Origin of the sequence: Pectobacterium parmentieri, assembly GCF_001742145.1 — a bacterium.
Classification (GTDB): Bacteria; Pseudomonadota; Gammaproteobacteria; order Enterobacterales; family Enterobacteriaceae; genus Pectobacterium; species Pectobacterium parmentieri.
In genome coordinates this window covers 3,729,395-3,741,922 of the sequence record NZ_CP015749.1, presented here as the reverse complement: position 1 = coordinate 3,741,922, position 12,528 = coordinate 3,729,395, and the positions used below count along the sequence as shown (strand labels likewise).

The 12,528-nt window shown below is 52.5% G+C and carries 15 protein-coding genes; 7 read left to right on the top strand and 8 right to left on the bottom strand.

Annotation, left to right across the window (positions count from 1 at the left end; translation table 11 throughout):
* Positions 1-11 precede the first annotated feature (11 nt).
* From rpoN to A8F97_RS16940, 7 genes are read right to left on the bottom strand one after another with little or no spacing between them, the layout of a single operon-like run.
* Positions 12-1,445, bottom strand: a complete 1,434-nt coding sequence (gene rpoN, locus A8F97_RS16970) for an RNA polymerase factor sigma-54 (protein WP_012822090.1) — start codon at positions 1,443-1,445, stop codon at positions 12-14.
* 49 nt (positions 1,446-1,494) lie between these two features.
* Complete coding sequence (gene lptB, locus A8F97_RS16965) at positions 1,495-2,220, bottom strand: LPS export ABC transporter ATP-binding protein (protein WP_010296638.1); 726 nt, start codon at positions 2,218-2,220, stop codon at positions 1,495-1,497.
* A gap of 3 nt (positions 2,221-2,223) precedes the next feature.
* Positions 2,224-2,796 (bottom strand): lipopolysaccharide ABC transporter substrate-binding protein LptA, encoded by a 573-nt coding sequence (gene lptA, locus A8F97_RS16960; protein ID WP_012822091.1) that lies wholly within the window; start codon positions 2,794-2,796, stop codon positions 2,224-2,226.
* A complete protein-coding gene (lptC, locus tag A8F97_RS16955; RefSeq protein ID WP_012822092.1) occupies positions 2,777-3,343 on the bottom strand; it encodes an LPS export ABC transporter periplasmic protein LptC in 567 nt (188 codons plus the stop codon). The genes lptA and lptC overlap by 20 nt, the downstream gene beginning before the upstream one ends.
* On the bottom strand, positions 3,340-3,906 hold the full coding sequence (gene kdsC / locus A8F97_RS16950; protein ID WP_012822093.1) for a 3-deoxy-manno-octulosonate-8-phosphatase KdsC: 567 nt from the start codon (positions 3,904-3,906) through the stop codon (positions 3,340-3,342). Before kdsC ends, lptC begins: the two co-directional genes overlap by 4 nt.
* A 19-nt stretch (positions 3,907-3,925) precedes the next feature.
* The gene (kdsD, locus tag A8F97_RS16945; protein ID WP_033072308.1) at positions 3,926-4,963 is read right to left on the bottom strand and encodes an arabinose-5-phosphate isomerase KdsD; all 1,038 of its coding nucleotides are present in this window, start codon (positions 4,961-4,963) and stop codon (positions 3,926-3,928) included.
* A gap of 40 nt (positions 4,964-5,003) precedes the next feature.
* The gene (locus A8F97_RS16940) at positions 5,004-5,969 is read right to left on the bottom strand and encodes a calcium/sodium antiporter (RefSeq protein WP_012822095.1); all 966 of its coding nucleotides are present in this window, start codon (positions 5,967-5,969) and stop codon (positions 5,004-5,006) included.
* A gap of 387 nt (positions 5,970-6,356) precedes the next feature.
* Between A8F97_RS16940 and mlaF the strand changes: the two genes are divergently transcribed.
* The 7 genes from mlaF (at position 6,357) to murA (ending at position 11,197) form a co-directional block, all read left to right on the top strand.
* Positions 6,357-7,169 carry a phospholipid ABC transporter ATP-binding protein MlaF gene (mlaF, locus tag A8F97_RS16935; RefSeq protein WP_012822096.1) on the top strand — a complete coding sequence of 271 codons (813 nt, stop codon included), beginning with the start codon at positions 6,357-6,359 and terminating at the stop codon, positions 7,167-7,169.
* 7 nt (positions 7,170-7,176) lie between these two features.
* Positions 7,177-7,959, top strand: a complete 783-nt coding sequence (gene mlaE / locus A8F97_RS16930; RefSeq protein WP_014698515.1) for a lipid asymmetry maintenance ABC transporter permease subunit MlaE — start codon at positions 7,177-7,179, stop codon at positions 7,957-7,959.
* Between the two features lie 4 nt (positions 7,960-7,963).
* Entirely contained in the window at positions 7,964-8,530 is a 567-nt protein-coding gene (gene mlaD / locus A8F97_RS16925; RefSeq protein ID WP_012822098.1) for an outer membrane lipid asymmetry maintenance protein MlaD, read from the top strand.
* 12 nt (positions 8,531-8,542) lie between these two features.
* Positions 8,543-9,172: a phospholipid-binding protein MlaC gene (mlaC, locus tag A8F97_RS16920; protein ID WP_012822099.1), complete on the top strand. Its 630-nt coding sequence runs from the start codon at positions 8,543-8,545 to the stop codon at positions 9,170-9,172.
* 13 nt (positions 9,173-9,185) lie between these two features.
* Positions 9,186-9,476: a lipid asymmetry maintenance protein MlaB gene (gene mlaB, locus A8F97_RS16915; RefSeq protein WP_033072307.1), complete on the top strand. Its 291-nt coding sequence runs from the start codon at positions 9,186-9,188 to the stop codon at positions 9,474-9,476.
* Between the two features lie 123 nt (positions 9,477-9,599).
* Positions 9,600-9,854: a BolA family iron metabolism protein IbaG gene (ibaG, locus tag A8F97_RS16910; RefSeq protein ID WP_033072306.1), complete on the top strand. Its 255-nt coding sequence runs from the start codon at positions 9,600-9,602 to the stop codon at positions 9,852-9,854.
* An 80-nt stretch (positions 9,855-9,934) separates the two neighbouring features.
* Positions 9,935-11,197, top strand: a complete 1,263-nt coding sequence (gene murA, locus A8F97_RS16905) for a UDP-N-acetylglucosamine 1-carboxyvinyltransferase (RefSeq protein ID WP_012822102.1) — start codon at positions 9,935-9,937, stop codon at positions 11,195-11,197.
* A gap of 105 nt (positions 11,198-11,302) precedes the next feature.
* Here murA and degS read toward each other — a convergent pair whose 3' ends face one another.
* Positions 11,303-12,400: an outer membrane-stress sensor serine endopeptidase DegS gene (gene degS / locus A8F97_RS16900; protein WP_012822103.1), complete on the bottom strand. Its 1,098-nt coding sequence runs from the start codon at positions 12,398-12,400 to the stop codon at positions 11,303-11,305.
* Between the last annotated feature and the right edge of the window lie 128 nt (positions 12,401-12,528).

The following is a 12,528-nucleotide window of genomic DNA, read 5'->3' as shown; positions in this document are numbered from 1 at the left end:
CTCTGTTGAGATCAAATCAGTTGTTTACGCTGATTTGATGGTGGGATAGATAAAGACTCTCGGTATTTTGCGACGGTACGGCGTGCCACGATGATGCCCTGCTCGGAGAGCAGCGTGGTGAGCTTGCTGTCACTTAATGGCTTCGCAGGGTTTTCCGCTGCAATAAGCTTTTTCACCAGCGCGCGGATAGCCGTTGACGAAGCTTCTCCGCCGCTATCGGTATTAACGTGGCTGGAGAAGAAATATTTTAGCTCAAAAATGCCGCGTGGGCTGTGCAGGAACTTCTGTGTTGTCACGCGTGAGATGGTGGATTCATGCATATCTACCGCTTGGGCGATGTCTGCCAATACCATGGGCTTCATGAATTCTTCACCCTGCTCGAAGAAATCCTGCTGCTGCTCGACGATGCGACGGGTTACTTTCAGCAGCGTATCGTTGCGACTTTCCAGACTTTTGATGAGCCAGCGTGCTTCTTGCAGGTTACTGCGGATAAATTGCCCGTCGCTGTCGTTGCGCGCGCTGTTACCCAGTGCTGCATATTGTTGGTTAATCTGCAAACGGGGAACGCTGTCGGTGTTCAATTCAACGACCCACACGCCCTGTATCTTGCGCACCAGCACATCAGGGATCACATATTCGGATTCACCGGTGTTAATTGACTGACCCGGACGTGGATCGAGCGATTGGATCAGCGCCAGCGCTTCTTTCAGCACTTCCTCTTTCAGACGGGTCACGCGGATCAGGCTACGGAAATCATGATTGGCTAACAGATCGAGATGATCGCTGACGATCAGGCGAGCTTCGAGCAAGCGTGGTGTACGGTTGTCAAACTGAGAAAGCTGTACCAGTAGGCAATCACGCAGATCGCGAGCGGCGACGCCAACGGGATCAAAGCGCTGCACGCGTTTAAGTACGGCTTCGACCTCTTCCAGCGTCACGTCGTCGTCACCGATGCTGTCAAGAATGTCTTCCAGCGGCACGGTAAGGTAGCCGGTGTTGTCCACCGCATCAACAATCGACGTTGCGATGGCCGCATCAGTATCTGAAAACGGCGTCAGCTCAACCTGCCACATCAGGTAATCCTGAAGCGTTTGCGTGGTTTCGCCTTGATAAATGGGCAGTTCTTCGTCGCGATAGTCAGAACCCGTGCCCGACGGTGTGCCTGCGGAATAAATCTCATCCCAGGTGGCGTCAAGCGGCAATTCTTCCGGCATATCCCGTTGTTCAAGGGCTTCACCGGTATCCAGTGAATCGCTGTCTGCCTTTTCGAATGACTCGATTTCGTCGTGCTGATCCGTTTGCTCGAGCAACGGATTGCTTTCCAGCGCCAGTTGAATCTCCTGTTGCAATTCAAGCGTGGACAACTGCAACAGCCGAATTGCCTGTTGGAGCTGTGGAGTCATGGCCAGTTGCTGGCTAAGCCTGAGTTGCAAACCTTGCTTCATAAATCGCGCTAACGTCCCATAAGTACTGCAAAGAGAAAATATTACCCTATCAGAGTCGGAAGCCTTCGCCCAGATAGACGCGCTTCACCTGTTCATCGGCCAGAATATCGGTCGGTGAACCGTGGGCGATCAGGTTGCCCTGACTCACAATGTAGGCTCGTTCACAGACATCAAGCGTTTCGCGGACGTTATGATCGGTAATCAACACGCCAAGCCCGCTGTCACGCAGATGCTCAATGATTTTTTTAATATCCAGTACGGAGATCGGGTCTACGCCCGCAAACGGTTCATCCAGCAGAATGAATTTGGGATTTGCTGCCAGCGCTCGCGCAATTTCTACGCGGCGTCTTTCCCCGCCGGACAGCGATTGTCCCAGACTATCGCGCAAATGAATAATATGGAATTCTTCCATTAGTTCATTGGCACGATCTTCCTGCTGTTCTGTGGTCAGATCTTTACGGATCTGCAATACCGCCATCAGGTTGTCATAGACGCTTAAGCGACGGAAAATAGAGGCTTCCTGCGGCAGATAGCCGATGCCGCGCAAGGCACGTTCGTGCAGGGGGAGCAGGCTGATGTCGTCGTCGTCAATGACGATGCGCCCTTCATCGCGCGGGACGATGCCCACGACCATGTAGAACGTGGTGGTCTTCCCCGCCCCGTTCGGCCCTAGTAGGCCGACGATTTCACCGGAATTGACGGTGAGGCTGACGTTTTCCACGACCTTACGGCCTTTGTACGCCTTGGCCAGATTTTCTGCGGTTAATGTTGCCATAACTTATTCAGTGACCCGTGGTTGCGATTGTTGAGAACGAGAAGGCTGGCTCTTTTTCTCTTTCTCCTGAAGCTGAGAGGGGACTAACACCGTCGTCACGCGTTTTCCTTTATCGCTGGTCGCTTCCATCTGCTGCTGTTTCACCAGATAGGTGATGCGATCGCCTTTTACATTGCTGTCCTGCTGTTCCAGATAGGCATTGCCTGTCAGTACCAGAAAATCAGTAGCCAGCTCGTAACGGATTTTTTGCGCGTGGCCTTTTACTGGTTTGCCGTTGTCCTGCATCTGGTAGAACGTCACAGGGTTACCGTAACCTTCCACTACTTCGCTGCCTTGCGTGCCCTGTGGGCGCGTCACGACAACCTTGTCGGCTTTCACTTCAATCGTCCCTTGCTTCACGACAACATTGCCCGTGAACGTCACGGTGTTGCCCTGCATGTCCAGAGATTGCTGTGCTGAATCAATGCGAATCGGTTGGTTGCTATCGCCCGTGACGGCAAAGGCGGAAACGCTGACGGCGAACAGCGAGCTGGCGATCAGGGTGTTACGCATCAGATTATTGGTTTTGGATTTCATAAGAGGTTTTTACCTTTTCGATCAACTCGGCCGTTTTATTACGCAGATTTCCGCGCATTTTCATTCCGCTTGAGGTAAAGCTGGTGCCGTACAGGGTGACTTCATCATCGGAGGAGACGTCCTGCGTTACCAGATTCACCTGGGCATTATTCGTTGTGATGCGCTGAAGCTGCGCGTCCTTCGTCAGGCTATTCACCTCAACGTGGCCGTACAGATAGAGCATCTTGTCTTTTGTCAGCTTGGCGCGATCGGCGCGTACTGACCAGGTTGCAATGCCCTGTTCATTAAACAGCGTGGCAACGGGGGTCGTAAACCAACTCAATTGCTCGTCGTTGAAATACTCCGCTTTTTCCGAAATGAGTCTGTAGCTCAGTTTACCCGCAGGGCTGTATACCTGAGTGTTGGTCTTTTCGCTGGTATAGACTGGCACTGTAGGATCATTTGCATTCGGTGCCGGTACGGTGTCGTCATCCGCAATATTCCAGCCGATGAGGACAAGCACCAACAGGGCCAGAAAAGCGGTCAGCCAACGCTTGGTGTTACTCATATTGACAACCCTTTGGCATGCTCCAGCTTATTCTGCGAGAACAGAATCAAATCACACAGTTCACGTACGGCACCACGGCCACCCGCAATGCGAGTGACATAATCCGCACGCGGTAACAGTAATGGGTGTGCGTCTGCTACAGCAACGCTCAGACCAACCTGTGCCATTACTGGCCAGTCGATCATATCGTCACCGATGTATGCCACCTGATCCGCTGTTACCGATAGTTTATCCAACAGATCGTTGAAGGCCAAAACCTTATCTGATTGCCCCTGATAAAGGTGGTTAATGCCCAGCGTTTTACACCGATCGACCAGCAGCTTTGCGGAACGCCCGGTAATGATGGCAACCTCAATACCAGATGTCAGCAGGCAGCGAATGCCATAACCGTCACGGACGTTAAACGCTTTCAGCTCTTCGCCGTGGTTACCCATGTAAATCAGACCATCGGACATCACGCCGTCAACGTCGCAGATTAACAGGCGAACTTCACGGGCTTTATCCAGTACCTGTTGATCGACAGGCCCATAACAGGTATCGGTTTGCGCCCTGGTTTCACTCATTCACAATTATCCTTTCTTTTTAAACCACGCCAGCCCGCAACATATCGTGCATATGAACAATACCGACCAGACGATCGTTTTCTGCCACCAGCACTGAGGTGATGTGGCGCGACTGCATCAGGTTAAGTGCATCTACCGCCAGCATGTTCGGCGCGACCCGGATGCCGCCCGCGGTCATCACATCAGCAATGCGCGCGCTGTTCAAGTCAATATTCATGTCGAAGATGCGGCGCAGGTCACCATCGGTAAAGATACCCTGAATTTTCATATCCGCTTCGCAGATTACCGTCATACCCAGATTTTTGCGCGTAATTTCCACCAGCGCATCACGCAGTGAGGCATCGTGTGAGACATGGGGGATCTCGTCGCCCGAATGCATGATATCGCTGATACGCAGTAAAAGTTTGCGGCCAAGTGCGCCACCGGGGTGAGATAGGGCGAAATCTTCGGCAGTAAAACCGCGCGCCTGTAGCAAAGCCACGGCGAGTGCGTCGCCCATGACCAGTGTTGCGGTGGTGCTGGTGGTGGGGGCCAGACCGAGCGGGCAGGCTTCCTGCGGAACGTGGACGCACAGGTGTATATCCGCCGCTTTACCCATCGTACTTTCTGGTGCGCTGGTCATGCAGATCAGGAACACTTTCTGGCGTTTCAGAACAGGGATCAGCGACAGGATTTCATGGGATTCGCCAGAATTGGAAATCGCGATCACGATATCGTGCGGCGTCACCATGCCGAGGTCACCGTGGCTGGCTTCGCCCGGATGAACGAAAAAAGCAGGTGTACCCGTGCTGGCGAAGGTTGCGGCAATCTTGCAACCGATGTGACCGGATTTGCCCATTCCCATCACCACCACTTTGCCCTGGCAGTGAAAGATCTTTTTGCAGGCGAGGGTAAAATTGTCGTCAATATACTGATCTAATTGCGCAAGCCCATCGCGTTCGATACTCAGTACCTGCTTGCCCGCCTGCTGGAAATCGAAATCGGGTTGTAGTCTATGTTCGGATAGTGCACGGTCAGACTGCTGTTTTAGGTGAGCGTCTTGTTCAAACTGTGACATACCAATAGTCCTGATTATGGTTAAAAACGGAACAGCGTAATTATGAAAAACAGAACAACACCGTAAGGTAGGCGATAAACGCGCAGCATAATAATACGCCAGCGCCCTGTCCTATACGGCGTTTTTTGCTGAGGCACAGTGCAGTTAACAGCACGCTTGCCGCCAGCATGACCCAGTAGTCGCGCTGAAAAACTTGAGGATTCAGCGCGCCCGGCGAGAGTAGTGCGGGTATGCCGAGTACAATCGCAATATTAAAAATGTTCGAGCCAATCAGATTGCCCAGCGCGATATCATCTTCTTTTTTCAATGTTCCGACGATGGCCGTAGCGAGTTCAGGCAGGCTGGTGCCGATCGCTAATATGGTCAGCCCGATGGTCAATTCGCTGACATCGAAGTAGCGCGCAATGACGGTCGCGTTATCCACTACCATACGGGCGGCCATGGGTAAAATAATCATACCGAGGATCAGCCACAGCACGGCAGCCATCTGGTTGCTGTCGTCTTGCGGGAGCTCTGCCAACTGTTCACGAGTCAGGCTGTCGCCGCCTTCCCGCTGCGCCTGTCGTGCCATACGCAGTATTAACGCCAGACACAGAATAGCGGCAAAGAGCAGCATCATGCCGTCGGCACGGCTCAGATAGCTATCATGCAGTAAAACGCCACACAATAAAGTGACGGACACCATGAGCGGCAATTCCCGGCGCAACAGGGCCGAATGTACGGTTAGTGGGCGAATGAGCGCTGCGCTGCCAAGAATGAGTAAGATATTGGTGATATTGGAGCCAATCACATTACCGACGGCCATGTCGTTCTGATCGTTTAAGGCTGCGGTAACAGAAACGATCAGCTCAGGTAGCGAAGTGCCGAAGCCAACAATGGTGATGCCGATGACGAAAGGCGGTAAGCCGAGAGAACGCGCAAGCACAGCCGCGCCATAGACAAGACGATCGGCACCGTAAACCAGCAGTAGCAAACCAACGAACAAGAGTAGTGTTGCAAAAAGCATGCAGCGTCCTTTAATAGGATATATACCCATCATACTTCAAGCTGTATGTGCGTTGGCTGGGGTAAGTTTCTGGAGACCCACTGCGCCGCCGCCTTCCTGCAACTCGAATTATTTAGTGTATAATCACTGGCTTGTTGTCGAATAAGTCAGTATTTCTGGACGATTTTCGCACAAAAAGCATTTTTCTGTGATGAGTGCTAATTCTGACGGCGCTTGGCGAAAAAGTAAAACCTGTCGCGATAAGTAAAATCAGGTAACGGTTTATGCCGCCATTTTGGACAAGAACTTACGGTAAGTTTTTGTAAAACTCTCACTCTGATTAAAGCCAGCCGTTAGGCTGGAGTGAAAGACCTCTATATGCGTACTGATTGGTAAGGAATGGAAATAATGAACCATGAGGCAACTAATCTGGTCGAGATCCGTGGTCTTAGCTTTCGGCGCGGAGAGCGAGAGATTTTCACGGACATCACACTTAATGTCCCTAAAGGCAAAGTTACTGCAATCATGGGGCCTTCTGGTATCGGTAAAACCACGTTGCTGCGTTTGATCGGCGGGCAACTATCGCCGGACAGCGGTGAAATCTGGTTTGATGGCGAGAATATCCCGGCGCTGTCGCGTAGCGAACTGTACAACGCGCGCAAGAAAATGAGCATGTTGTTTCAGTCTGGGGCGTTATTCACCGATTTGAACGTGTTTGATAATGTCGCCTGGCCGCTGCGTGAGCATACCCAACTGCCGGAATCCTTACTGCGTAGCATCGTCATGATGAAGCTGGAAGCGGTAGGGTTGCGTGGGGCTGCCGAACTGATGCCAGCGGAGCTTTCTGGCGGCATGGCGCGGCGTGCCGCACTGGCGCGAGCCATTGCGCTCGACCCGCAGATGATTATGTTTGATGAGCCTTTTGTCGGGCAGGATCCGATCACATTGGGGACGCTGGTGAAGCTCATCGATGAGTTAAACCATGCATTGGGCGTGACCTGCGTTGTCGTTTCTCACGATGTACCGGAGGTGATGAGCATCGCCGATTACGCCTATATCGTGGCCGACAAACGGGTGATAGCAGAAGGGACTGCGGATCAACTGAGGGCGAACGATGACCCGCAGGTCCGTCAGTTCCTGGATGGCATCGCCGACGGGCCAGTGCCTTTCCGTTTTCCTGCCGGTGACTATAAAACGTCGCTGCTAGGTTCAGGGGGTTAACGCAGTCATGTTATTACGGACGTTGGCGTCGCTAGGGCGTCAGGGGATCTTCGCCAGTGCTGCGTTTGGGCGCGCTGGGCTGATGCTGTTTAATGCGCTAGTGGGTAAGCCCGAATTCAGAAAACAGTGGCCGCTGTTGGTGAAACAACTTTACAGCGTTGGCGTGCAATCACTGCTTATCATCATGGTTTCCGGTCTGTTTATCGGTATGGTGCTGGGGTTACAGGGCTATATCATCCTGACGACGTACAGCGCTGAAGCCAGTTTGGGCATGATGGTGGCGCTGTCGTTGCTGCGTGAACTTGGCCCGGTGGTGACGGCGCTGCTGTTCGCCGGGCGTGCGGGTTCCGCGCTGACGGCGGAAATCGGGCTGATGAAGGCAACCGAGCAGCTCTCCAGCATGGAGATGATGGCGGTCGATCCGCTGCGCCGCGTTGTCGCACCGCGCTTTTGGGCGGGGTTAATTAGCATGCCGCTGTTGGCGGTGATTTTTGTCGCCGTGGGGATCTGGGGGGGCGCGTTGGTCGGTGTGGACTGGAAAGGTATCGACAGCGGGTTCTTCTGGTCTGCCATGCAGGGCGCGGTTGACTGGCGTCAGGATGTGCTGAACTGCGTGATTAAAAGTATCGTATTTGCGATTACCGTGACCTGGATTGCACTGTTTAACGGCTATGACGCGATCCCGACGTCTGAGGGGATCAGCCGTGCAACGACGCGAACCGTCGTGCACTCGTCGTTAGCGGTACTGGGATTGGATTTTGTGCTGACAGCACTGATGTTTGGGAACTGAGTCGATGCAAACAAAGAAAACTGAAGTTTGGGTTGGTGTGTTTATGTTGATCGCGCTGGCTGGCATTCTCTTTTTATGTCTGAAAGTGGCCGATCTCAAATCGATCGGCAGTGAGCCAACGTATCGCCTGTACGCGACGTTTGACAACATTGGCGGGTTGAAAGCGCGTTCTCCGATCAGAATTGGCGGTGTGGTTATTGGTCGCGTAGCGGATATCTCGCTGGATGAGAAAACGTATTTGCCACGCGTGGCGATGGATATTCAGCAGCGCTACGATCATATTCCCGATACCAGTTCTCTGGCTATTCGTACCTCTGGCTTGCTGGGCGAACAGTATCTGGCACTGAACATGGGGTTTGAAGATGAAGAGATGGGCACGACGATCCTGAAGGACGGTGGTGTGATTCAGGATACCAAGTCTGCCATGGTGCTTGAAGATCTCATCGGCCAATTCCTATATAAGAGCGGCGGCAATAGCGAGGATAATGCCGGTCAATCGGGTACGGAGCCGGGTGCCGATCCTGCGGCAAACCCTGAGCACAGCAACGAACCTGTTCCTTCACATCCATAAGAGGATATCTGCATGTTTAAACGCTTACTGATGGTGGCTTTACTGGTGGTTGCGCCATTAGCCAACGCGGCGGATCAAACGAACCCTTATCGTTTAATGAACGAAACGGCAGCAAAAACGTTTGATCGTTTGAAGAACGATCAGCCGAAAATCAAGCAAAATCCTGACTATTTGCGTACCGTCGTGCGCGAAGAGCTGTTGCCGTATGTGCAGGTAAGATACGCCGGTGCGCTAGTTCTCGGTCGTTACTACAAAGATTCGACGCCGGCACAGCGTGATGCCTATTTCAAAGCGTTTGAAGCCTATCTGGAGCAGGCTTACGGTCAGGCTCTGGCGATGTATAACGGGCAGAACTATCAAATCGCCCCTGAACAGCCACTGGGTAATGCTGATATCGTTTCCATTCGCGTCACTATCGTTGATAACGGCGGCCGTCCTCCGATACGTCTGGATTTCCAATGGCGTAAGAACAGTAAAACCGGTAACTGGCAGGCGTATGACATGATTGCCGAAGGTGTCAGCATGATCACCACTAAGCAAAACGAGTGGGCGGCAATACTGCGTCAAAAAGGCGTTGATGGCCTGACTCAACAGCTAGAATCCTCGGCGAAGCAGACCATCACGTTGGATCAGAAAAAGTAATTTGGGTACGAATATGGCGAACGCATTGAACTGGCAGGCGCAGGAATCAACGCTGGCATTAATCGGCGATCTCGATCGTGAAACGCTGTTACCGTTCTGGCAGCAGCGTGAATCGTTGCTTGCGGAGAAAACTACGCTGGATGTGTCTGGTTTAAACCGTGTCGATTCTGCCGGGTTGGCATTGCTGATGCACGTTTACCAGCAGCCGTCTTCAGGCGATGAGATCACGATTGTCGGTGCCAGCGATCGGCTAAAAACGCTCATTGCGCTCTATAATCTGAATGAAATCATTCCTGTGTCTTAAACTGTCTCGCCGATGCCTCATTTCTCCTTCAGGCATCGGCGCATTCCTTGTTTAAGATAGCGCCATATTCATCTAAGATACCTCCCTGTAAATCACTCCCCCCTGACATAGAAATAGAGAGCGATGGAAAATAACGAAATTAAAGATGTGCTGATGAGCGCATTAGCACTGGAAGAAGTTCATGTTTCTGGCGATGGCAGCCATTTTCAAGTCATCGCGGTGGGCGGACTTTTTGCTGGAATGAGCCGAGTCAAAAAACAGCAGGCTGTTTATGCGCCGCTGGCGGAGTGCATCGCGGATGGCCGTATTCATGCATTGTCGATCAAGGCCTATACGCCGGAAGAGTGGCAACGCGACCGTAAACTGAACGGCTTCTAAGTATTCCCCGAGCGAGCGGGGAGAGAACGCCGATATCAGTGTGACGAAATATTGAATTAAGACATTGAGATACAACGACTATGGATAAATTTCGTGTTCAGGGGCCAACCCGCCTAGCGGGGGAAGTGACCATTTCCGGCGCCAAGAATGCTGCGTTGCCCATCTTATTCGCTGCGCTACTTGCAGAAGAACCGGTAGAGATTCAGAACGTACCGAAACTGCGCGACATCGACACCACCATGAAACTGCTTGGTCAGTTGGGCGCGCGCGTTGAACGCAATGGTTCCGTTCATGTGGATGCCAGTGAGGTGAACGTGTTCTGCGCGCCGTACGATCTGGTGAAAACCATGCGTGCTTCTATCTGGGCTTTAGGGCCGCTGGTGGCGCGTTTTGGGCAAGGACAAGTATCGCTGCCCGGTGGCTGCGCGATTGGTGCGCGTCCGGTAGATTTGCATATTTATGGCCTTGAGCAGCTTGGTGCGCAGATCGTTCTGGAAGAAGGCTATGTGAAAGCCACGGTTGATGGCCGTCTGAAAGGTGCGCACATCGTGATGGACAAAGTGAGCGTCGGTGCCACGGTAACTATCATGAGTGCGGCAACGCTGGCGGAAGGCACCACGATTATTGAGAACGCGGCGCGTGAGCCGGAAATTGTCGATACGGCAAACTTCCTGAATACGCTGGGTGCGAAAATTAGCGGTGCAGGCAGCGATAAAATCACCATCGAAGGCGTCGCGCGTCTGGGCGGCGGTGTGTATCGCGTGGTGCCTGACCGTATTGAAACCGGGACATTTCTGGTCGCGGCGGCGGTATCTCGTGGTCAGATTATCTGTCGCAATACCCGTCCTGATACGCTGGATGCGGTATTGGCGAAGCTGCGTGAAGCTGGCGCAGAAATTGAAATCGGCGAAGACTGGATCAGCCTGGATATGCACGGTAAGCGCCCGAAAGCGGTTACGGTTCGCACGTCGCCGCATCCGGGGTTCCCTACCGATATGCAGGCGCAGTTCAGCCTGCTGAATCTGGTCGCAGAAGGAACGGGTGTGATTACCGAAACCATCTTCGAAAACCGCTTCATGCATGTGCCTGAGCTTATCCGTATGGGCGCACAGGCGGAGATCGAGAGCAATACGGTGATTTGCCACGGCGTTGATAAGCTGTCGGGTGCACAGGTTATGGCGACCGACTTACGTGCGTCGGCCAGCTTGGTGTTAGCGGGTTGTATCGCGGAAGGTGTGACGACGGTAGATCGTATTTATCATATCGATCGTGGCTACGACCGTATCGAAGATAAGCTGCGCGCGCTAGGCGCAAATATCGAACGCGTTAAAGAACACGAATAAGCGCTTCACCCGTTTTCTCTTTAAATGATATTTTCCAGCCGGGTGGGGCCCCACCCGGTTTCTTGCTTACCTGCTGATATTTTTATCAACTAGCCTTGGATACCACTATTGGGTGGGGAATTCCTGAATCGTCATTTGTAGCGTGATTTGTTTGTTATCGCGCTCAATCGTGACGGGAATGACGGTGCCGGGGGAGATTTCCGAAACCTGTTCCATGGTTTCGATAATCGAGCGCGCGGGCTTATTGTTCACGCTAACGATGACATCTTCAATGCGGATACCCGCTTTATCCGCCGGGCCACCGGGATCGATAGTCTGAACGAGAATGCCAGTCAATCGACCCTGAGCACCACGATTGTTGGTTAACGTGCTGTTCTCAATATTTTCGAGCTGTACGCCGTTGATACCAATATAGCCGCGCACCACACGGCCATCGCGGATGAGCTTGCCCATCACTTTGGTAGCCAATGCCACAGGGATCGCGAAGCTAATGCCTTCCGGCGTTTCGCCATTGCTGCTTTTATCAAAAGAAAGGGTATTAATACCAACCAGTTCACCGAGCGTATTGACCAGCGCACCACCAGAGTTTCCGTGGTTAATGGACGCATCGGTTTGCAGCAGGTTTTGGCGTCCTACCTGGCTTCTTTGTTGACCGTAAGTGCTGAGGCTGACGCGGCCGGTGGCGCTAATAACGCCCTGTGTAACGGTTTGCCCCAGGTTATAAGGGTTGCCGATTGCCATCACAACATCGCCGACGTGCGGGATACGATCTGGATTCATGGGAATGACAGGCAGATTAACCCCATCAATTTGCAACACCGCCAGGTCGGTCAGGGTATCGGAGCCGATCACGCGGGCTTCGTACAGCCGGCCATCGGACAGCTCGATCTGGATCTGCTGTACATTATTAATCACATGCTTATTAGTTAAAATATACCCTTTGTCGTTCATGATGACGCCAGAACCCAGAGGATGAATAGCGACTTCATTGGGCTTTTCTGTATTGGCAACCCGATTATAAATATTAACCACAGCAGGAGCCGCACGGTTGACGCCCTGATGGTAGCTTACGGGCGAGCCATCAGTATTTCTGTCGTTGCTTTTCAGAAACGACGTGCCAGATCCGATAAACGGCAGTACGGCCAGAATAATTCCGGCGACAAGGGCACCAAATAGTGCTGAACGTAATAATTTAGCAAGCATGGCCGTGAGTTACTGTGGAAAGGGAGGTAAAAGGAGGATATCACGAGAAGTTCGGACACCGCATGATTCGGTGTCCGATTTTTTATGGCGTGGCATCCCTGGCCAGTTAGGCTGTCGTAAAAAAAAGA

Coding starts and splice junctions, on each gene's coding strand:
- rpoN (WP_012822090.1), bottom strand. CDS start 1,445: ATGAAGCAAGGTTTGCAACTCAGGCTTAGCCAGCAACTGGCCATGACT.
- lptB (WP_010296638.1), bottom strand. CDS start 2,220: ATGGCAACATTAACCGCAGAAAATCTGGCCAAGGCGTACAAAGGCCGT.
- lptA (WP_012822091.1), bottom strand. CDS start 2,796: ATGAAATCCAAAACCAATAATCTGATGCGTAACACCCTGATCGCCAGC.
- lptC (WP_012822092.1), bottom strand. CDS start 3,343: ATGAGTAACACCAAGCGTTGGCTGACCGCTTTTCTGGCCCTGTTGGTG.
- kdsC (WP_012822093.1), bottom strand. CDS start 3,906: ATGAGTGAAACCAGGGCGCAAACCGATACCTGTTATGGGCCTGTCGAT.
- kdsD (WP_033072308.1), bottom strand. CDS start 4,963: ATGTCACAGTTTGAACAAGACGCTCACCTAAAACAGCAGTCTGACCGT.
- A8F97_RS16940 (WP_012822095.1), bottom strand. CDS start 5,969: ATGCTTTTTGCAACACTACTCTTGTTCGTTGGTTTGCTACTGCTGGTT.
- mlaF (WP_012822096.1), top strand. CDS start 6,357: ATGAACCATGAGGCAACTAATCTGGTCGAGATCCGTGGTCTTAGCTTT.
- mlaE (WP_014698515.1), top strand. CDS start 7,177: ATGTTATTACGGACGTTGGCGTCGCTAGGGCGTCAGGGGATCTTCGCC.
- mlaD (WP_012822098.1), top strand. CDS start 7,964: ATGCAAACAAAGAAAACTGAAGTTTGGGTTGGTGTGTTTATGTTGATC.
- mlaC (WP_012822099.1), top strand. CDS start 8,543: ATGTTTAAACGCTTACTGATGGTGGCTTTACTGGTGGTTGCGCCATTA.
- mlaB (WP_033072307.1), top strand. CDS start 9,186: ATGGCGAACGCATTGAACTGGCAGGCGCAGGAATCAACGCTGGCATTA.
- ibaG (WP_033072306.1), top strand. CDS start 9,600: ATGGAAAATAACGAAATTAAAGATGTGCTGATGAGCGCATTAGCACTG.
- murA (WP_012822102.1), top strand. CDS start 9,935: ATGGATAAATTTCGTGTTCAGGGGCCAACCCGCCTAGCGGGGGAAGTG.
- degS (WP_012822103.1), bottom strand. CDS start 12,400: ATGCTTGCTAAATTATTACGTTCAGCACTATTTGGTGCCCTTGTCGCC.